This window comes from Robertkochia marina, from assembly GCF_004799345.1.
Taxonomy (GTDB): domain Bacteria; phylum Bacteroidota; class Bacteroidia; order Flavobacteriales; family Flavobacteriaceae; genus Robertkochia; species Robertkochia marina.
Window position 1 is genome coordinate 424,026 of the sequence record NZ_SSMC01000001.1, and the last position, 20,777, is coordinate 444,802.

A 20,777-nucleotide genomic window follows, 5' to 3' on the forward strand; every position below is an offset into this window, starting at 1 on the left:
AACGATAAAACAGATCTATGTTAAAAACAGTAGTAAAAGAAGGGGAAAGCATTGAAAGAGCCCTGAAAAGATTTAAAAGAAAGTACAAAAAAACAAAGGTGCTGAAGGAGTTGAGAGAACGACAGCAGTTCACAAAACCCTCTGAAGAGCGTAGAATGATCAAGCAAAAAGCCGCCTATAAGGCAGAGTATTTGAGAAATCTCGAAGAATAAAGCCTGATCTTCTTATTCTGATGGCAACCAATAATTCTTTAGATTTACGCTAAAGAACCAATGCATGCCACAGCCCAACATATATTACAGGGAACAATTAAAATTATTCCTTGAAAAGCACAAAGCAGTCAAAGCACAACTGACCCGGATCAGTGTACTGAGACTGCTTGTTTTTTTATGTGTTACCCTCTTACTTTATTACTATCACGATTCTCTCGGCGAAGTAGCTGTAATATCTGTGCCAGGCACTACCTTATTTCTTCTGCTGGTTACTTATACGGCACGCCTGAAATACCAACGAAATAAATTCCGGGAGCTCATAAGAATTAACCAGACAGAACTCGATGTTCTTAAGGGAGATCTAAATGGTCTTGACACGGGTGACGACTTTAAAGACCCGACCCATGCCTACAGTCATGACATCGATCTTTTTGGTGAGGGTTCGTTCTTTCATTACAGCAACAGAACGGTAACCGCCATGGGGCGCTCGTATTATGCCAATGAGTTAACAGCAAACCAAACCGAACATATTGTACACCAGCAAGAAGCTGCAGCAGAATTGTCGAAGCTGCCGGATTGGCGACAGGAATTCATGGCCAATGCCGCCCTTATAAAAACAGAAACTTCAGAGAATGATATCCTTCATTGGATCCATAATTTTTCTCCGGCCCTTCCCCACCGGCTAAAATGGCTTCCGTTGGCATGGACCCTTTCCAGTATTGCCCTACTTATTATGACCATCACAGAGGTCCTTCCTGTTCATCTGTTCGTATACTGGTTTATTGCCGGACTCTTACTAAGTGGTATTTTCCTGGCGAAGGTGAGTAAATTAAGCCTGTTTATAAGCAAATCGCAAGACACCTTCAAACAATACCAAAAACTGCTGGAAGCTATTGAAGCAACAGAATTCAAATCGGAATTTCTGAATGAACAAAAAGAATGTGCCTTTAGCAATGGGCAAAATCCTTCTGCCCATCTGAAGAAACTTGCCAGGATGATCGATGCCCTCGATCAGCGAAATAACCTGTTGGTGGCCGTGCTTATTAATCCCTTAGGATTAGCAGACCTGTACAATGGTATGCGTATAGAAAAATGGGTTCTGGAACACAGGGAAGACATTCCAAACTGGTTTAGAATGATCGCTTTTTTTGACGCCACGATCACCAAAGCCAACTTTCATTTTAACCACCCCGATTATTGTTTTCCTGAGATCACCGATAAAAAGGATGCAGGAGTTATTCAAGCCAACGCCCTTGGGCATCCGTTAATTCCCGAAGAAAAGCTCATACGTAATAATTTCTCCATGGAACCCCGGGAATTCATGGTGGTAACCGGTGCCAATATGGCCGGTAAAAGTACGTTTTTGCGCACTACCGCTCTGTTCATTGTTATGAGCAACTGCGGACTCCCTGTGTGTGCAGATAAGGCGGTATACAAACCCATCTGTCTTATTACCAGCATGCGAACTGCTGACTCGCTGAATGAGGAGGCCTCTTATTTTTATGCCGAACTCAAAAGGCTTCGATTCATTGTTGATGAGCTTAAAGAAAAAGAGTATTTCATTATTCTTGATGAGATACTCAAAGGCACCAACAGCAAGGATAAGGCCATGGGCTCCCGGAAATTTGTAGAGCGGCTTGCAGGATCCGGATCCACCGGTATCATTGCCACCCATGATCTGAGCCTGTGTGAGGTTGCTGAAGAAATAAAAAGCGTCAAAAATTACTTTTTTGACGCTTATATAGAAAACAATGCTTTACGCTTTGATTACATCCTTCGACCGGGAATATGCACTAACATGAATGCATCGTTCCTCCTGGATAAAATGGGTATTGTGTAAGCAGAAATTATACGGCCTTCAGAATAAAATAATTCTTTTTACCCCTTTGTAAAAGGACAAATTGCCCATTGATCAGGTCTTCCTTTCCAATGGTATAATCTTCCTTCACTTTTTCCTGGTTCACAGAGATGGAATTCTCTTTAAGTGCCCTTCTGGCTTCTCCATTTGATTTCAAAAATCCAGATTTTGCAGAAAGGGCCGCGATCATATCAAGACCTTCTTCCACTTCTGAAAAACTGATCTCAGCCTGAGGAACACCGTCAAATACTTCAAGGAAGGTAGTTTCATCAAGACCTTTAAGGTCGTCAGAAGTAGACGTACCAAAAAGAATGGAAGATGCCTTTACGGCTTTTTCGTATTCTTCTTCAGAATGCACAAACGAAGTCACTTCCTTGGCCAGGGTCTTCTGAAGCATACGCTGATGCGGTGCCTCTCTATGCTCTTCTATGAGTTTTTCTATCGTTTCCTTATCGAGGAAGGTGAAGATCCTGATATATTTTTCTGCATCCTCGTCGGAGGTATTGAGCCAAAACTGGTAAAATTTATATACAGAGGTTTTATCGGCATCCAGCCATACATTTCCTCCTTCACTTTTTCCAAATTTAGAACCATCGGCCTTGGTGATCAACGGACAGGTCATGGCATAAGCCTTTGCTGTCTCTTCGCCATCCTGACCCACGTTCATTCTTCGGATAAGCTCGGTACCGGTGGTAATATTACCCCACTGGTCGCTACCTCCCATCTGAAGGGTACAGCCCATTGTTTTATGCAGGTGGTAGAAATCGTACCCCTGAATAAGCTGATAGGTAAACTCTGTAAAAGACATACCAACCCCCGAATCAGAGCTAAGGCGCTTTTTAACCGAGTCTTTTGCCATCATATAGTTTACGGTAATACGTTTTCCAACATCACGAGCAAATTCAATAAAGGTGAAGTCCTTCATCCAATCATAATTGTTCACCAAAACAGGAGCATTCGCCTCTGATGCATCGAAATCCAGGAAACGCGACAATACCGCCTTAATACCTTTTACATTACCTGCAAGGGTGGCCTCATCTAAAAGATTTCTTTCGTCTGACTTCCCGCTGGGATCTCCGATCATCCCGGTGGCCCCTCCTACTAAGGCAACCGGTTTATGCCCCGAACGATACAGATGAACAAGGAGAATGATAGGAACCAGGCTCCCGATATGCAAGGAGTCTGAGGTTGGGTCAAAACCAATATAGGCTGTTGTCATCCCTTTGCTCATATGTTCTTCTGTGCCGGGCATGATATCATGTACCAATCCGCGCCATTTCAATTCTTCTACTAAATTCGCAGGCATATTTATTTATTTTTTTACTCCGGCAAAGATACAGGATTCCATCGATTTGGAATGTTGAGGCAAACTGCAAATTCCAAAACGATAAAGAGCCGTATTAAATTCGTATTTTTCGGCCATGATTCTAATTACCGGCGGAACCGGCCTTGTGGGTTCTCATCTTATTTTACAGCTTTTAGAGAAAAAATCCTCGCTTCGGATTCTATACCGCAGCGAAGCCAAAAAAGAACAGACCCTTCGGTTTCTCGAACAAAAGGGTATTTCTGCTTCCCGACTGTCTTCTTTAGAATGGATCAAGGGTGATATTCTTGATCTAACCTTACTTAATAAGGCGGTAGAAGGCACTCAGGAGGTATATCATTGCGCCGCCCTCATCTCTTTTGACACAAGAGATTATAAACGATTACGAAAAATAAACATTGAAGGTACCGCCAATGTCGTAAACACCTGCCTGCACCACGGTATATCAAAACTCTGTTATGTGAGCAGTATTGCAGCCCTCGGCAAACCTTCAAACAACAAATGGGTCACTGAAGAACAGTCCTGGAATCCTCAACAGAACAATAATGTATACGCCATCACCAAATACGGGGCAGAATTGGAAGTATGGAGAGGCAATCAGGAAGGGCTGCCCAGTATCATTGTGAATCCAGGGGTCGTTTTAGGAGAAGGGTTATGGGAGCATAGCACGGAAAAATTTTTTAAGGCTGTCGACAACGGGCTCAGCTATTACACAAAAGGAACTACCGGATTTGTTGACGTAAAGGATGTGGTGAAGGCTATGATCTCCGCAATGGAGAAAGACATTGTCAATGAGAAGTTCATCCTGGTGGGAGAAAACAAAACCTTTAAAGACCTTTTTAGCATCATTGCAGCCTATCGCGGTAAAAAGCCCCCAATGAAAGAAGTGAATCCCTGGATCCTGGAGGTGCTCTGGAGACTTGACTGGCTCTTTGCAAACCTTTTCAGACAACCAAGAAAACTTACCAAAGCGAATGCAAGGTCGTCTGGAGAAACTACTTTTTATGAAAATAAAAAGGTGAAGCAAACACTTGACTTCACCTTTACGCCGTTAGAGGAAACTATTGAGCGTATCTCCCGATTTCATTGATCAGAGACTGTCTTTAGCCTGCTCTGAAATTTGTTCCCGGGCTTCATCCCCCAGGTTTAGACTGTCAATACGAATATCCTCCCTGCTATCGGGTACATCTTCGCCACCGATCTCCTTATCAAAAACCCGCTTCAAACTATCCAGACGTTCTTCAACCCTCTCATAGATCTTTTCATACACCACGGGTTTTGCCGCATAGTACGTACCGCTATTGGCAAGCTGCAAACTGTCTATCCCGTATTTGGTATATATATAGTCGCGAGAATTAATAGCATGTTCCCGAAATTTATCGTAACCTGAGTTTTTAGAGGCATTGAAAAGGGCCACATCAAAATAGATGTCTACCATTTCTTTCTCTGAGATCAGGTTTTCCGGCTTTTCAATCACCTTTTCGGTACACCCTGATACCATCATCACCAATAAAAGCAGATAAAAACATTTCATTTTCAGGATCATTATCGGTTAAATGTAAGTCGCTTAACGCGTCGTTCTTTTGAGAATTGACCGTTATTATAGGCCAGGTTTCCATTAAGGAAGGTATGGGTAACCCTGCTGCTAAAGCGGGTTCCTTCAAACGGTGACCACTGACATTTATAAAGAATATTGCTTTTATCTACCGTCCAGCTTTCATTGAGGTCTACCAGGATAAGATCGGCAAAATACCCTTCCCGAATATAACCGCGCTTCTCTATATCGAAGAGAATGGCCGGGTTGTGGCTCATTTTCTGCACCAGTTTCTCCATACTTATCCTGCCTTCCTTATGTTTTTCAAGCAAAGCGGCAAGGGTATGCTGTACCAGGGGGCCACCTGAGGGCGCCTGGGTATAGACATTTTCTTTTTCTTCTAAGGTATGAGGTGCGTGATCGGTAGCAATAATATCAATGCGATCATCAAGCAGGGCATCCCAAAGGGCATCCCGGTCGGCAGCAGTTTTTACGGCCGGATTCCACTTGATAAAAGTTCCTTTTTTAGCGTAATCGGCATCAGAGAACCAGAGGTGATGTGTACATACCTCGGCGGTGATCTTTTTCTCTTCCAGCGGAATGTCATTTCTGAACAACTCCGTCTCTTTTCCGGTAGAGACGTGGAACACATGCAGGCGGGCCCCGGTTTTCTTCGCCAATGCTATAGCCCTGGAAGAAGAAAGGTAACAAGCCTCTTCGCTTCTGATCAGGGGATGATTTTCAATAGGGATATCATCGCCGAACCGCTCTTGGTATATCCGGAGATTTTCCCGAATGGTTGCTTCATCTTCGCAGTGGGTCGAGATCACCAGATCGGTACTCTTAAAGATGTTCTCAAGAACCTGTTCATCATCAACCAGCATATTTCCCGTTGAGGAACCAAGAAACAGTTTGATTCCGGCACAGGCTCGAGGATCGAGTTTCTTCAGTTCTTCCAGGTTATCGTTGGTACCTCCGAACATAAACGAATAGTTGGCAAAAGAGGTATTTCTTGCGATCTCCATCTTCTCTTCCAGGCGTTCAATACTAACGGTCTGAGGGTTGGTATTGGGTTGCTCTATAAAGGTGGTTACCCCTCCGGCAATGGCTGCACGGCTTTCGGTAGCAATATTCCCCTTATGGGTAAGTCCGGGTTCGCGAAAGTGCACCTGATCGTCAATGATCCCGGGAAGCAGGTATTTACCTTCGGCATCAATAACCTCATCGGCTTTATCTGCGCTGATCTCTGAGGCGATCTCAACGATGTATTCATTCTCAATAAGCAGATCACCCTTGGTGATCTTTTGCTCATTTACGATGTTCGCATTCTTGATAAGTATTTTGCTCATACGTTTTTCTTTTTCTGTTAAAAAGACTTTTCCATTTCATACTCAGCACGCCCCAAACGGCCTCATGAATGATGGCTCCACTCATTTTAGACTGCCCGAGTTCCCGGTCTTTAAAGATAATGGGTACCTCTACCAATTTAAATCCCCTGGTATGCGCCCTGAATTTCATTTCGATCTGGAAGGCATAGCCTACAAATTGTATGGCCTCCAGGTTGATCGATTCGATGACCTTTCTACGGTAACAAATAAACCCCGCTGTGGGGTCGTGGATACGCATCCCTGTAACGAACTTTACATAAAAGGAAGCTCCGTAAGAGAGCAGTACCCTTTTAAGCGGCCAGTTCACTACGTTTACCCCGGTTACATAGCGTGAACCGATAGCCACATCAACACCGGGTTTTTTGCAGGCTTTATAGAGTCTGACCAGGTCTTTTGGGTCATGAGAGAAATCGGCATCCATCTCAAACACAAACGGATAATCCCTCTGGAGCGCCCATTGAAAACCATTAATATAAGCCTTCCCCAAACCTTGCTTTTCTTTTCGCAGTAAGAGATGAAGCCGGTCCGGGTACTTTTCCTGAAGTTCCAGAACCTTGTCTGCTGTCCCGTCGGGAGAATTGTCATCTACAATAAGAACATCGAAGGGTTCTGAAAGCTCGAAAACTGCCGACGTTATCGCAGTCACATTTTCGATCTCATTATATGTCGGGATAATCACCAGACCTTTTGCAAGCATCCTATTGGAATTTTCTTGAACAAAAATAACATTTATAGAAGGTAAATAGACTAATTTTTCGGATTTTAAACCTGAAGGAAGTGCCTATCAAGGAAAGGTTTGTTTAATTTTATCAGAAAGCAACCACACAATGAGCGCCTTTAGAAAGAGCTCGAACATCCTTTTACTTTTAATGATCGCCGTTACCGGCATCAATTTTCTGCAGATCGTTTTTACGGAACTCATCATGGATGAGGCCTATTACTGGTATTTTGCACGCGATCTTGAATGGGGTTATTTTGACCATCCTCCCATGGTGGCTTTCTTGATAGATATAGGGCAACACCTTCTGGAAGGCGAGGCCGGTTTGCGTCTCTTTGCCCCGTTATTATTCACCCTTACCCTGATCACGCTATGGGACCTGACCGATCATCCTTTAAAAAAATACCATCCCTGGCTGTTTTTCTGGCTTACCGGCAGCCTGGGGCTCATGGCGGCCTTTGGTTTCTTTATGGTACCCGACACCCCCTTGTTATTCTTTTCGGTATTAATGCTGAAAGCCTACAAGCATCATTTAAAAGCCCCGGGAGCAATTTCGGTGGTAGGCCTCGCTGTTTGTATGGCAGCCATTATGTACAGTAAATACCAGGGCGCTTTATTCATCCTCTTTGTCATACTTTCACGTCCCGCCAACCTGAAAGACCTGAAAATTTGGGGATCCATTCTCCTGGCGCTGCTGTTCTACCTCCCTCATTTATACTGGTTGTACGAACATGATTTCGTTTCTGTTTCCTACCATTTGATCGAGCGTGCAAACAGTGCTTACAAGCTTAAATTTACCCTGCACTATCTCCTGAACGCCATGGCACTTGGCGGACTGGCATTTCCCCTTCTATATTTTGCTGTGATAAGATCAGAGATCAAATCGCCTTTTGACCGTGCTTTAAAAACGGTATTCTATGGCTTTTTTATCTTCTTCCTTTTCTCAAGCTTTAACAGAAAGACCCAGATACAATGGATCAACCTTATCAATATCCCTTTTATCCTGTTCGGATTCCGCTATGCCCTGGACCACCTGAATTTCAGAAAGTGGTTGTACCGGTTAAGTGCTGTGGCCGTAATTCTTTTGATCTATGTGAGGTTTGCCCTGGTTTTTCCGGAATTATCGCCCATCACCTACGAGGCCCATGGTAACCGACAATGGACTCATGAACTCTATGAAAAAAGCAACGGTCTTCCTGTAGTTTTTCATAATTCCTACCGGGATGCTGCCACCTATGCTTATTACACAGGCGCAGAAGTACATTCACTCAACGATGTAAGTTTTAGAAGAAATCAGTTTGACATAGACCAGTCTGAGGCCCGGTTGAGGAACAGGCCTGTAGTGCTTGTAAGTCAGCACCCTCTTACGAATGCAACCATAAGTGTTACCAGGCCATTCAATGAGCGAACCTGGCATGGGGTCGTGCTGGATTCGTTTAATACCTACAGTAAACTCCGATTTCAAACAGACAAGGAACAATTTAACGGCCATTTTCCGGAGAAAATCACCACCCGATTACACAACCCTTACCAGGAGCAGGTACCCCTTAACAAATTGCGGATTGAAGGCATCACTTATGATGACAACCGAAAAATTATAGATACATTTGCGCTAAAGGCAGAGGATCCCGACTTAATGTTACCTCCCGGAGAGATCGTGGAACTCCAACTCCGTTCAACCCGGGAAATTAACGAGAAGAAGGCTTCCTATTTTCAGATCGGTCTTGGACACTATGGTTTCCAGCCCGGTTTTGAAGGAAATATGGTAAATGTTAGCCCCGTTGAACGAAATCCTTAGAAATACCCAACTTCTCACTGCAGAAACCCTTCTGCTATTTACCGGCTTGCTGTGTATTACCCTTGCCAAGGTTTTTGATGAACAACGTTTTCAGTCCTTTCTCTCTATCATATTCAACTACCGTTACCTGAAACTCTACAGCAAGGAGAAGAATCAGACCCAACACTGGTTCAATATTGTGCTTTTCATACCCCAACTCATTATTTTTTCTCTGATTATCAGGGAGGCAGCCATTTATTTCAATCTGGCTCCGGGTAGTAATATTTATGTGATCATTTGCTTTTTATTCCTGTTCATACTGTTCAAATACTATGTAGAGAAGATCATTTCAACCATTTTTGAAATCACTGAATTTACAGAGAGCTTTCAGTTTCACAAGCTCACTTACCGCAATTACAGCGCTATGATCTTACTGCCTTTTGTTGCCTATTATATTTTCTCAGGACTCCCTCAGGATATTTTAATAATCGTCATTACCGGGCTCTTTATATTGCTGAATATTATGTGTTTGGCCCTTACATTGATAAATCATCAAAATTCAATAGCCCGGCATTTGTTTTATTTTATTTTGTATCTTTGCGCGCTAGAAATAGCCCCTTATTTAATCCTGACAAACCTTTTGATCTTAGATAAGGCTTAAACTAATTAAAACCTATGAAAGTTAAGACGATCTTAGTTTCCCAGCCCGAACCTAAAGTAGAAAACTCTCCTTATTCAAGGCTTGTAGAAAAGCAAAAGATAAAGGTGGATTTCAGACCCTTTATCCATGTAGAAGGAGTTCAGGCTAAGGAAGTGCGCCAACAAAAAATCGACCTTAACGACTATACGGCTATCATTCTAACCAGTAGAAATGCCGTAGACCATTTTTTCAGAATTGCTGAAGAGATGCGTTTTAAGGTACCAGACACCATGAAGTACTTCTGTCAGTCAGAGGCTGTTGCTTATTACCTGCAAAAATATGTGGTATACCGTAAGCGTAAGATCTATGTAGGTAAGCGTACTTTCCAGGAACTGGCACCGATCATTAAGAAGTATAAGGATGAGAAGTTCCTTCTTCCTTCATCAGACGTACTAAAGCCTGTCGTTCCGGACACCCTGGACGATCTGAAAGTAAACTGGAAAAGAGCTATCTTATACAAGACCGTGATCAGCGACCTGTCTGATCTGCGCAATGTTTATTATGATATTCTTGTATTTTTCAGTCCTTCAGGAATTGAATCACTATTGAAGAATTTCCCTGATTTTGAACAAAATGACACCCGGATCGCTGTATTTGGAAACACCACTCAAAAGGCAGCTAACGAAGCCGGACTCCGTATTGATATAGAAGCTCCAACCCCTGAGTCTCCTTCCATGACCATGGCTTTGGAAAAATATATCGAAAAGGCAAACAGAAAATAAGAGATCAGGATCTATAAAAACTAAAAATCCTCCGGAGATGTTCCGGAGGATTTTTTTTATGAACTTAATTAAAAAGAAAAGGCGGGTATATTACCCGCCTTCATGTATTATCACAGTCCGACACTTAAACCAAAGGTCCTCCTGCTTTGATCTCATCGTTGGCAAATTCCTCAAACTTTTTAAAGTTTTCTTTAAAGGCATTGGCCAATTCATGGGCTTTTTTATAATAAGCTTCATCATTATTCCAGGTCTGCCTTGGACTCAGTACTTCTGTAGGAACACCGGGGCAGGTTCTTGGCTGAGCCACTCCGAACACAGAGTGAATATGATACTCTTCTTTGGTAATCTCATTACCAAGAGCACCTTTCATAGCGGCTGTGATCATTGCACGTGTATACTTCAGCTTCATACGACTTCCAACACCATAAGGTCCGCCGGTCCATCCTGTATTGATCAACCAGACATTTACACCGGCCTCCCGCATTTTAGCGCTGAGCATTTCGGCATAACGGGTTGGGTGCAATGGCATGAACGGAGCACCGAAACAAGCAGAGAATGATGGCAATGGCTCATCAACACCGGCTTCTGTTCCGGCTACCTTGGCTGTATAACCACTTATAAAATGATAGGCTGCCTGTCCGGGAGTCAACTTGGAAATAGGAGGAAGTACACCAAAAGCATCAGCTGTCAAAAAGAAGATATTTTTAGGATTCTTCCCGATCGATGGCTGCTGAATGTTATCAATATGATAGATCGGATAACTCACCCTTGTATTCTGGGTAATACTGGTATCGGAAAAGTCTACATTCCCCGCCTCATCCATGATCACATTCTCGAGGATAGCCCCCTTCTTAATAGCTCCGAAGATCTCGGGCTCACTTTCTGCACTCAGATTAATTACCTTGGCATAACATCCGCCCTCAAAATTAAAGACCGTGTTCTCACTGGTCCACCCGTGCTCATCATCACCGATCAATTTTCTGTTCGGATCTGCTGATAAGGTGGTTTTCCCCGTACCGGATAGCCCGAAAAAGATAGAAGTATCACCCTCTTCCCCTACATTGGCACTACAGTGCATTGGAAGCGCATCCTTAAACACCGGCAATTCAAAATTCAAAGCTGAAAAAATTCCTTTTTTAATCTCTCCGGTATATCCGGTACCACCCACCAAGGCAATCTTTTTCTTAAAGTTCAGGATGGCAAAATTGTGCTGTCGTGTCCCATCGATCTCAGGGTCGGCCATAAAGCCCGGAGCGTTGATCACTGTCCAGTCGGGAGCAAAGTCTTTAAGCTCATCAGCTTCAGGTCGAATAAACATATTGTAAGCAAACAGGTTGCTCCAGGGGTATTCATTGATCACCCTGATCCCTGTCTTATAATTTTCATCTGCACAGGCAAAGCAGTCACGCACATAGATCTCCTTATCATCTAAATAAGAAATCACCTTGTTATATAAGGCATCAAATTTATCAGCCTCAAAAGGGATATTAATATTACCCCACCATACGCGGTCTTTGGTGATCTCATCTTTTACAATAAAACGGTCTTTTGGAGATCGTCCGGTAAACTCGCCGGTATTTATAGCCAGCGCCCCTGAAGAAGCCTCCTTCCCCATCCTCTTTTCCAGTGTGATCTCATGTAATTTACCAGGATCCAACTGGTAATTCACTTTCGCATTATTAATTCCGTATTCCTTCAAGGAAATCGTCTTCGTAACCAAGGCCTTGTCAACCATAGTACTATTAGTTTAATGGATTATTGATGGGTCAAAAATATGAAAATCTCCAGTACTACAACGTTTGAGGCTGTTATTTTTCCCAATTAAAAAGATAAAATACAAGTAAGCCCCAGGCAACGATCAAAAGGGTTCCTCCGAGAGGGGTCACAAAACCGATCTTTCGAAAATCAAAAGCCGTAAGACTATTGGATGCCAGCAGGTAAATCGACCCTGAAAACAATATCACCCCAATAAGAACCAGATAGAAAATGGTTGTTTTTGCCGAAATTGACAATTGCGAAAGATTGGCCACCACCATTAAGAATAGTGCGTGATAGATCTGATATTTAACCCCTGTTTCAAATGTTTTCAAGGCCTCTGCCTCCAACAGGTTTTTAAGCGCATGAGCCCCAAAGGCACCCAGAATAACAGCCAGACCGCCAAATAAGGCTCCGGTTATTAACATTGTTTTGACCATATTAAATAGTGTTTTGAATTGTTATAGAATTAACATTTTAATACATTCGTGTTAAATTAACCAAACACCATGAGCAAAATCTTAATTGTTGGCGCCGGAAAGTCAACCTCCTATCTTATCCCTTACTTGCTTGAAAAGAGCAACGATATTGACCTGCACATTACTATTGCAGACATCAACCTCAACAATGCTCAGCAAGCCTGTTCAGGACACCACAAATGTACCGCAGTAAAATTAGATATTTTTAAGCAGGAAGAACGAACCGACATCATCAGCAAGCATGACCTGATCATTTCCATGCTTCCGGCCAGCATGCATATCAATATTGCCAGAGATTGCTTATCACTGGGTAAACATATGGTTACCGCCTCTTACGTAAGCAATGAAATGGAGGCCCTGGACCAGGAGGTCAAAGACAAAGGACTCTTGTTTATGAATGAAATTGGCGTAGACCCGGGCATTGACCATATGAGCGCCATGCAAGTGCTGGACGGCATTCGGGAGCAGGGTGGAAAAATACTCATGTTTGAATCATTTACAGGAGGTCTTGTAGCCCCGGAAAGCGACAACAACCTTTGGAATTACAAGTTTACCTGGAACCCCAGAAACGTAGTAGTAGCCGGGCAGGGGGGAGTTGCTAAATTCATACAGGAAGGCAAGTACAAGTACATACCCTACCACAAACTCTTCAGAAGAACCGAATTCATGGACATCGAGAACTACGGTAGGTTTGAAGGCTATGCCAACCGGGATTCTCTTAAATACAGAAATGCTTACGGACTGAACGATGTACTCACCCTTTACCGTGGTACCATGCGTCGTGTAGGCTTTTCTCGTGCCTGGAATATGTTCGTACAACTGGGAATGACAGACGACAGCTTTATACTTGAAGGATCTGAGAACATGACCTACAGGGAGTTCGTCAACGCCTTTCTACCCTACTCACCTACCGACAGCATAGAGCTCAAACTTCGTCATTACCTGAAGATCGACCAGGATGACATCATGTGGGAGAAAGTTGTAGACCTCGATCTGTTCAGCGCCACTAAAGTGATCGGAATACCCAATGCCACTCCGGCCCAGGCCTTACAAAAGATCCTGGAGGAGGCCTGGACCCTGAGCCCTGAAGATAAGGATATGATCGTCATGTATCATAAATTCGGCTATGAACTCAACGGGGTAAAAAAGCAACTTGATGCCCATATGGTGGTTACAGGACAGGATCAACGATACACAGCCATGTCAAAAACCGTAGGACTTCCGGTGGGAATGGCAGCCTTAAACATATTGAAAGGCAACTTTAAACTTACCGGAGTCCGCATTCCGATCCATAAGGAGATCTATGACCCCATTCTAAAAGAACTGGAATCATACGATATCTTATTTAATGAAATAGAAAAGCCCTATTTAGGTTACAATCCGGATGTTGTAGCCGGATAAGGTTTTCATTTTTTTATAAAAATCTCCTTTATACCCTATATTTACCAAAGAGAAACCATGTGAACAGCACTTATGAAAATACATGAAGACAAGGTAGCTATAGATGGTATAGACAAGGAGATATTAAGGCATTTAATGGAGGACGCCCGGAAGCCCATCCTGGAGATCGGGAGAAAACTGGGCATTTCGGGAGCTGCCATCCATCAGCGACTACGTAAGTTGGAAGCCAGCGGACTTATCACAGGATCAAAATTTGTGATCAACCCGAGAATCCTGGGATACACCACCATGGCCTTTGTTGGCATTTACCTTGACAAAGCCATGAGAAATCCTGATGCCGTCAATCAATTACGAAAGATACCCGAAGTTCTGGAGTGTCATTACACCACAGGAAACTGGTCGATACTCATCAAACTGCTTTGCCGGGACAACGAGCATTTAATGCAGTTACTGAATGCCGAAATCCAGGCCATTGAGGGTGTCAGCAGAACGGAAACCTTTATCTCGTTGAACCAACAGATCGATCGGCAGATTAGTTTATGAGGGATGTAGGTCGGGAGTTTGAGGGACGAGTTTGAGGAACTAGTTTGAGGGGCGAGTTTGAGCGTCGAGCTTAACTCGCAGCAAACAACCCTGCCTTTCGATAGACAGGCTTGAGTTCGAATCGTCTTCGCGATGACCTGCTTTGCAGGTCAGTGGCGATCTCCTGTTCCGGCCGTTTCAAACTGTATAACCGTATAACGAAAAAAAGACAGCCTAAGCTGTCTTTTTTATTACACTGTGTTTCTTTAATCTCTTCCGCCAAAGACCTGCAAGGCAAAATAAGCCAGGGTGGCTAACGACCCTACTGCAGCAACCACGTAGGTTCTCGCCGCCCACTTAAGAGAGTCTTCAGCTCCTTTCAATTCGGTTTGAGTTACCATGTTCCTGTTCTTAAGCCATGCCAAGGCTCTGTTACTGGCATCGTATTCCACCGGAAGGGTGATAAAACTAAACAGGGTACCCATGGCAAACATTATAAGGCCAATAACGGCAATGGTATATCCTAAAGAAGTGGAGGCTGCCAAAACGAGCCCACCAAAGATCACCCAAACAGACATTCCGGAGGCTACACTAACCACAGGAACCAGTTTAGACCTCATCTGCAACCACTCATAGCCTTTTGCATGCTGAACCGCGTGACCGCATTCGTGAGCCGCTACAGCTGCAGCAGCAGCATTACGCTGACTATATACGCCTTCACTTAGATTAACTGTTTTCTTTGCAGGGTTATAATGGTCGGAAAGCATTCCCGGGGTAGACACCACCTGAACATCATGAATACCATGATCGCTTAGCATTTTTCTGGCTATTTCAGCGCCACTCATTCCATTTTGAAGGTGAACTTTAGAGTAATGCTTAAACTTATTCTTCAGGGTAGAGCTAACCAGCATACTAACCAGAGAGATCACTCCAATTAAGATCCAATAGGTCATAATCAACTATTTTTAGACGTTAAAAGTAGTAATACCTCAGCAAAAATCCAGCCAATATTTACTGACAGGTCGCTTTGACAGCTTCCTGATACCCGTTATACCATGGTTTCATTCCAACCAAAGGCCTCACTGATACCCTGATAAGTAAGCTCTCCGTGCAATACATTAAGACCTTTTGCCAGGCCGGCATCTTCTGCACAGGCTTTTTCCCAACCTTGATCAGCCAGCTTGAGTACATAAGGCAGGGTCACATTGGTAAGCGCCACCGTTGATGTATAGGGCACAGCCCCCGGCATATTGGCTACACAGTAATGCACCACATCGTCTATAATATAGATCGGATCCTGATGGGTTGTCGGCCTGGAGGTTTCAACACATCCTCCCTGATCAACAGCCACGTCAACGATCACTGCTCCGGGATGCATATCTTTAAGCATATCACGAGTGATCAGGTTGGGTGCCTTACCGCCCCTAATGAGCACTCCGCCCACAATCAGATCATGGGTCTTTATATGTTTCCTGATATTGTATTCATTAGAATATTCTGTAACAACATGCGGAGGCATCACATCATTCACATAGCGTAATCGCTTCATATTAACATCGAGAATAGTAACATGTGCCCCTAAACCTGCTGCCATTTTTGCCGCCTGAACACCCACAACACCGGCACCAAGCACCAGGACCTTTCCGGGTGCCACCCCGGGAACACCCCCAAGCAACACACCCCGGCCCTTGATAGGTTTTTCCAGGTATTTGGCACCTTGCTGAATAGCCATCCTTCCGGCCACCTCAGACATAGGGGTCAGCAAAGGGAGGCTTCCGTCTTTATCTTCAACCGTTTCATAGGCGATACAAACCGATCCGCTATCTAACATGGCACGTGTGAGAGCCTCACTGGAGGCAAAATGGAAATATGTAAATACTACCTGGTTGGGTTTTACGAGGGGGTACTCCTGCTCGATCGGTTCTTTAACCTTCACGATCATTTCAGCTTTCTGATACACCTCCTCCAGGGAGGCCGCAATTTCTGCTCCTACCATTTTATAGTCCTGATCAGAAAATCCGCTTCCGATCCCGGCAGTTGATTGCACAAAAACCCGGTGACCGTTCTTCACCAATTCGAAAACACCGGCAGGGGTCATCCCCACCCGACTTTCATTGTTTTTAATTTCTTTGGGTACACCTATAACCATGATAGCAGTATTTAAAAGTTATAATTAAAAATCCTGCTTTCTGTTTGAATAAAAAAATAAAAGAGGGGTAAATCGAAAAAATTAGATGATTAAGCAATAACACCCCTATTTTTTTAGGGGTGTTATATTTTATTTGTTGCTATATTTTACTTTTAACCCTAAAATAATAGCCACCAGAATTGCAGTAACACTATTTGCCAGGGTAACTGCCAGGCTCCCGATCATCAGACCATAGACCAACCAAAGAATGACCCCGATAAAGAAGATCAGATACATGGTCAGGGAGATATCAGCAACCTTGCGGGTTTTAAAAATCTGCCAACATTGCGGCACAAAGGAAAGGGTTGTGAGGACAGCCGCTACTAAACCGATCACTTCTATCCCGTTAAACTCCATCTATCCTACAATATTTACGATCTTCCCGGGCACAACAATAACTTTTTTAGGCGTTCTTCCATCAAGCTGCTTAATAGTACGTTCATCTGAAAGTACGGCTTCTTCGATCTGATCTTTACTTAGGTCAAGCGAAAGTTCTTTTGTGAACCTCATCTTACCGTTAAAAGATACCGGGTACTCTTTAGTACTTTCTACCAGATGCTTCTCTTCAAAAACCGGGAAAGCAGCATAGGCTACCGATTCCTGATGCCCTAATTGACTCCATAATTCTTCTGCGATATGAGGGGCATAAGGCGCTATCAAAACCACAAGCGGCTCTAAAATAGCACGACTGTGACATTTCTGGGCACTCAATTCGTTTACACAGATCATAAAGGTAGACACACTGGTATTGAAAGAGAAATTCTCAATATCCTCCTCTACCTTTTTAATGGTCTTATGTAGTGTTTTTAAATTGTCTGCTGTTGGCTCGTTATCGGTAACACATAGTGCTTCCTTATCAAAGTAGAGTTTCCAAAGTTTCTTCAGAAAATTATGAACTCCGGTAATACCGGCCGTGTTCCATGGTTTTGCCTGCTCCAAAGGCCCCAGGAACATTTCGTACATCCTCAAAGTATCGGCACCATAATCACTGCAAATATCATCAGGACTAACCACATTGTATTTTGACTTGGACATTTTTTCAACCTCTCGTCCAACGATGTATTTCCCTTCCTCCAATTCAAACTTGGCATCAGCAAACTCAGGTCTCCAGGCTTTAAAGGCTTCCAGGTTCAATTCATCAGAGGCATTGACCATATTCACATCCACATGAATAGGCTGCACCTCCCGATCTCCTTTGAGGTTAGCAGAAACAAAAGTGTTTGAGTTTTCCAATCGGTAAACAAAAGCACTCGTACCCAGTATCATACCCTGATTGATCAGCTTTCGGGCGTACTCATCAACGCTAATCAGTCCGAGATCATATAGGAATTTTTGCCAGAATCTGCTGTAAAGCAGGTGACCTGTGGCATGTTCACTTCCTCCAATATAGAGATCAACATCCTGCCAGTAGTTAAGCGCCTCTTTAGAAGCGAACTCTTTTGTATTTCCGGCGTCCATATATCTGTTAAAATACCAGGAGCTTCCGGCCCAACCGGGCATGGTATTTAATTCGAGGGGAAATATCTTTTTATGGTCGATCTTATCATTTTCAACCACGGTATTCGTCTCAGTATCCCAGGCCCATTGGGAAGCATTTCCGAGAGGCGGCTCGCCTGTTTCTGTGGGCAGGTATTTCTCTACTTCCGGCAGCTCAATCGGCAGGTGTTCTGTCGCGATCATTTGCGGCATGCCGTCTACATAGTACACCGGGAATGGTTCTCCCCAATATCGTTGACGGGAAAATACAGCATCACGTAGGCGGTAGTTGATCTTACCATACCCCTGACCGATCTTTTCCAGTTCTTCGATAACACATTGGGTAGCTTTTTTATACCCCATTCCGTTAATGAAATCTGAGTTGGCAATCACTGTATTTTCTTTATCAGCAAAGGCCTCTACGCTCACGTCAACCCCTTCAAAAATGTTAGGGATCGGCAACCCAAAATGATTAGCAAAGTCGTGATCTCTTTGATCTCCGCAAGGCACTGCCATAACAGCCCCGGTACCATACCCCGCAAGCACATAATCTCCTATCCAGACAGGAACATCCTTTCCGGTAAACGGGTGCTCTGCATAGGCTCCGGTAAATACCCCGGATATATTCTTTACATCGGCCATACGCTCCCTTTCACTTCTTCGGGATGTGGCTTCTACATAATCTTCTACAGCCTTTTTCTGTTCTTCAGTAGTGATTCTTGCCACCAGCTCATGCTCCGGAGCCAGGGTCATGAACGACACCCCAAAAATGGTATCAGGCCTGGTGGTAAACACATCGATCTGCGCATCGTGCCCCTTTACTTTAAAGCTCACCTGTGCCCCGACAGATTTACCGATCCAGTTACGTTGTATATCTTTTAAAGCCTCCGGCCAATCTACCCTTTCAAGACCTTCAAGCAAGCGCTCGGCAAAGGCCGAGATGCGCATACTCCACTGGGTCATTTTTTTGCGAACCACCGGGTGACCACCACGCTCAGAAACACCATTTACGATCTCATCGTTGGCCAGTACCGTCCCCAAAGCCGGACACCAGTTTACCTCGGTATCAGCCAGGTAAGTAAGCCTGTACTTTAACAGTATCTTCTGTTGCTCCTTATTGCTGAATTTATTCCATTGGTCAGCACTGAATTCTTGAGTATCATCATCACATGCCGCATTGACATTTACATTACCTTCACTTTCGAAAATATTGATCAACTCCTGCACCGGTCTGCTCTTATCGGCATCGAGATCGTACCAGGCATTGAACAATTGAATGAATATCCATTGGGTCCATTTATAGAAGGAAGGATCTGAGGTTCTCACCTCACGGGTCCAGTCAAAAGAAAAACCGATCTTATCTAACTGCTCCCGGTATCTTGAAATATTGGCTTCGGTTGTAAGGGCAGGATGCTGCCCGGTTTGGATAGCATACTGTTCTGCAGGCAATCCAAAACTATCATACCCCATTGGGTGCAATACGTTAAACCCTTTATGACGCTTATAGCGGGCATAGATGTCAGAAGCGATATAACCCAGGGGGTGCCCCACATGCAATCCTGCTCCGGAGGGATAGGGGAACATGTCAAGCGCATAAAATTTGGGTTTATCAGAATGATTGGCCGCTTTAAAGGTACGGTTATCGGCCCAGTACTTTTGCCATTTGGCTTCGATCTCGTTAAAATTGTACTTCATTACTTCTGTATACGTATTTCTAATGCAGGGCAAACCCTTGCTATCATTGCTTTTAATAATGGGGCAAAAATACGTTTATTGAGGGAAAGGTAAAAGTAAAAACCCGTGCAGTATTCGATGGAGCACATGTGGAATTGATGTTTTTTAATGCTAAATCGAGGAAGTGCGGAATTGTGAAATTGTCAGGTAGATCACATCGCATAGCCACCCCGGAAGTAAGGGCTCAGAATCCACCAGGGAGCTGAAACTCCGCGGCAGCTGATGCTGGATAATTCAACATAAAAAACCCCTTACGTTCCCGGGGCGGTCTGAGACAGAACTTCTATCTGCGGGGCACACCCTGAAGAGCGTAAGAGGTAATGGTGCAAAATTTATTAATAAAACTATAGCGACCAGGCCTTACCGCCGGTGAGTTCTTCCAAAGAACCGCACCCGGTATAGCCACCCGGAACAGGCAAGTAAGGTAACACCTGCTCACCTACCATTTCGCTATTTTTGTATGCAAAAACTGCCATTTCCCGGATCTTTGCCAGGGAAGAAAAACTAATGGCAGCAGGATCACCCACTACAGGCTCACCATTTTTAATAGCTTCCGAATAGGAGTTTATAGCTGCATTATGCGTTTCTTCATTTTTTGCCGCCTCCCGTAAATGTTTTGTAAGATAGGCTTCGTACTCTTCAGAACTTATCTTTTCTATGTTGCCGTATTCACTTTTCAGATTGCCCACCAGGCCATCTAAGGAAAAAATAAACAACTTCTGTTCATCGATGGTCATAGCACTACCCACAAACTTATCAATGAACTCCGGCACATTCACCTCTGAGGCCGAAGGGGTATCCGATTTCGGAAGGATCACATCAACAACCCCTCTTAACACCGCTCCTTGTTCAGGGGTAAGTGTTTGAGGAACCCATGTATTCTGATCGGTGGTACAACTTTGCAGTATACTTAACAACCCCGGGGACGCCGCCATAAAACCGGCCGACAACCCAATATTTCTTAATGCTTTTCTTCTATCCATGAGTAC

19 protein-coding genes are annotated in these 20,777 nt (G+C 43.9%); 8 read left to right on the forward strand and 11 right to left on the reverse strand.

Annotated elements, in window-relative coordinates; translation table 11 throughout:
- The first annotated feature begins 17 nt into the window (after window positions 1–17).
- Together rpsU and E7Z59_RS01750 are read left to right on the forward strand one after the other, a co-directional pair.
- Entirely contained in the window at window positions 18–212 is a 195-nt protein-coding gene (gene rpsU, locus E7Z59_RS01745) for a 30S ribosomal protein S21 (RefSeq protein WP_136334566.1), read from the forward strand.
- A 64-nt stretch (window positions 213–276) separates the two neighbouring features.
- Entirely contained in the window at window positions 277–2,052 is a 1,776-nt protein-coding gene (locus E7Z59_RS01750; RefSeq protein ID WP_136334567.1) for a MutS-related protein, read from the forward strand.
- Window positions 2,053–2,059: 7 nt separating this feature from the next.
- Here E7Z59_RS01750 and tyrS read toward each other — a convergent pair whose 3' ends face one another.
- Window positions 2,060–3,376 (reverse strand): tyrosine--tRNA ligase, encoded by a 1,317-nt coding sequence (gene tyrS, locus E7Z59_RS01755; protein ID WP_136334568.1) that lies wholly within the window; start codon window positions 3,374–3,376, stop codon window positions 2,060–2,062.
- Window positions 3,377–3,491: 115 nt separating this feature from the next.
- Between tyrS and E7Z59_RS01760 the strand changes: the two genes are divergently transcribed.
- On the forward strand, window positions 3,492–4,484 hold the full coding sequence (locus tag E7Z59_RS01760; protein WP_136334569.1) for an NAD-dependent epimerase/dehydratase family protein: 993 nt from the start codon (window positions 3,492–3,494) through the stop codon (window positions 4,482–4,484).
- On the opposite strand, the gene E7Z59_RS01765 is transcribed toward E7Z59_RS01760, so the two are convergent.
- From E7Z59_RS01765 to E7Z59_RS01775, 3 genes are read right to left on the reverse strand one after another with little or no spacing between them, the layout of a single operon-like run.
- Window positions 4,485–4,928 carry a DUF4296 domain-containing protein gene (locus tag E7Z59_RS01765; RefSeq protein WP_168731218.1) on the reverse strand — a complete coding sequence of 148 codons (444 nt, stop codon included), beginning with the start codon at window positions 4,926–4,928 and terminating at the stop codon, window positions 4,485–4,487.
- An 11-nt stretch (window positions 4,929–4,939) separates the two neighbouring features.
- Window positions 4,940–6,277 (reverse strand): dihydroorotase, encoded by a 1,338-nt coding sequence (locus E7Z59_RS01770; RefSeq protein WP_136334571.1) that lies wholly within the window; start codon window positions 6,275–6,277, stop codon window positions 4,940–4,942.
- Entirely contained in the window at window positions 6,237–7,013 is a 777-nt protein-coding gene (locus E7Z59_RS01775) for a polyprenol monophosphomannose synthase (protein WP_136334572.1), read from the reverse strand. The genes E7Z59_RS01770 and E7Z59_RS01775 overlap by 41 nt, the downstream gene beginning before the upstream one ends.
- Before the next feature lie 130 nt (window positions 7,014–7,143).
- Here E7Z59_RS01775 and E7Z59_RS01780 point away from each other — a divergent pair, with 130 nt between their 5' ends.
- Genes E7Z59_RS01780 through E7Z59_RS01790 form a run of 3 tightly spaced genes read left to right on the forward strand, consistent with a single transcriptional unit; the run spans window position 7,144 to window position 10,233 of the window.
- Window positions 7,144–8,832, forward strand: coding sequence for an ArnT family glycosyltransferase (locus E7Z59_RS01780; RefSeq protein ID WP_136334573.1), 1,689 nt, complete (start codon window positions 7,144–7,146; stop codon window positions 8,830–8,832).
- Window positions 8,816–9,472 (forward strand): DUF4271 domain-containing protein, encoded by a 657-nt coding sequence (locus tag E7Z59_RS01785; protein ID WP_136334574.1) that lies wholly within the window; start codon window positions 8,816–8,818, stop codon window positions 9,470–9,472. Before E7Z59_RS01780 ends, E7Z59_RS01785 begins: the two co-directional genes overlap by 17 nt.
- Before the next feature lie 14 nt (window positions 9,473–9,486).
- Window positions 9,487–10,233, forward strand: a complete 747-nt coding sequence (locus E7Z59_RS01790; protein ID WP_136334575.1) for a uroporphyrinogen-III synthase — start codon at window positions 9,487–9,489, stop codon at window positions 10,231–10,233.
- Window positions 10,234–10,357: 124 nt separating this feature from the next.
- Here the strand turns inward: E7Z59_RS01790 and pckA are convergent, their stop codons facing one another.
- Together pckA and E7Z59_RS01800 are read right to left on the reverse strand one after the other, a co-directional pair.
- On the reverse strand, window positions 10,358–11,968 hold the full coding sequence (gene pckA, locus E7Z59_RS01795; RefSeq protein WP_136334576.1) for a phosphoenolpyruvate carboxykinase (ATP): 1,611 nt from the start codon (window positions 11,966–11,968) through the stop codon (window positions 10,358–10,360).
- Window positions 11,969–12,041: 73 nt separating this feature from the next.
- A complete protein-coding gene (locus tag E7Z59_RS01800) occupies window positions 12,042–12,428 on the reverse strand; it encodes a DUF423 domain-containing protein (RefSeq protein WP_136334577.1) in 387 nt (128 codons plus the stop codon).
- Window positions 12,429–12,497: 69 nt separating this feature from the next.
- Here E7Z59_RS01800 and E7Z59_RS01805 point away from each other — a divergent pair, with 69 nt between their 5' ends.
- The gene (locus E7Z59_RS01805) at window positions 12,498–13,868 is read left to right on the forward strand and encodes a saccharopine dehydrogenase family protein (protein ID WP_136334578.1); all 1,371 of its coding nucleotides are present in this window, start codon (window positions 12,498–12,500) and stop codon (window positions 13,866–13,868) included.
- 72 nt (window positions 13,869–13,940) lie between these two features.
- The gene (locus E7Z59_RS01810; protein WP_136334579.1) at window positions 13,941–14,411 is read left to right on the forward strand and encodes an Lrp/AsnC ligand binding domain-containing protein; all 471 of its coding nucleotides are present in this window, start codon (window positions 13,941–13,943) and stop codon (window positions 14,409–14,411) included.
- A 245-nt stretch (window positions 14,412–14,656) separates the two neighbouring features.
- Here the strand turns inward: E7Z59_RS01810 and E7Z59_RS01815 are convergent, their stop codons facing one another.
- The 5 genes from E7Z59_RS01815 to E7Z59_RS01835 all read right to left on the reverse strand — a co-directional run bounded on the left by E7Z59_RS01815 (window position 14,657) and on the right by E7Z59_RS01835 (window position 20,771).
- Window positions 14,657–15,343 (reverse strand): zinc metallopeptidase, encoded by a 687-nt coding sequence (locus E7Z59_RS01815; RefSeq protein WP_199287178.1) that lies wholly within the window; start codon window positions 15,341–15,343, stop codon window positions 14,657–14,659.
- Window positions 15,344–15,438: 95 nt separating this feature from the next.
- Window positions 15,439–16,539 (reverse strand): alanine dehydrogenase, encoded by a 1,101-nt coding sequence (gene ald / locus E7Z59_RS01820; protein WP_136334581.1) that lies wholly within the window; start codon window positions 16,537–16,539, stop codon window positions 15,439–15,441.
- Between the two features lie 129 nt (window positions 16,540–16,668).
- Window positions 16,669–16,935 carry a SemiSWEET family sugar transporter gene (locus E7Z59_RS01825; protein ID WP_136334582.1) on the reverse strand — a complete coding sequence of 89 codons (267 nt, stop codon included), beginning with the start codon at window positions 16,933–16,935 and terminating at the stop codon, window positions 16,669–16,671.
- Window positions 16,936–19,749 carry a leucine--tRNA ligase gene (gene leuS / locus E7Z59_RS01830; protein ID WP_136334583.1) on the reverse strand — a complete coding sequence of 938 codons (2,814 nt, stop codon included), beginning with the start codon at window positions 19,747–19,749 and terminating at the stop codon, window positions 16,936–16,938.
- Window positions 19,750–20,132: 383 nt separating this feature from the next.
- The gene (locus E7Z59_RS01835; RefSeq protein ID WP_136334584.1) at window positions 20,133–20,771 is read right to left on the reverse strand and encodes a gluconate 2-dehydrogenase subunit 3 family protein; all 639 of its coding nucleotides are present in this window, start codon (window positions 20,769–20,771) and stop codon (window positions 20,133–20,135) included.
- Window positions 20,772–20,777: the final 6 nt, after the last annotated feature.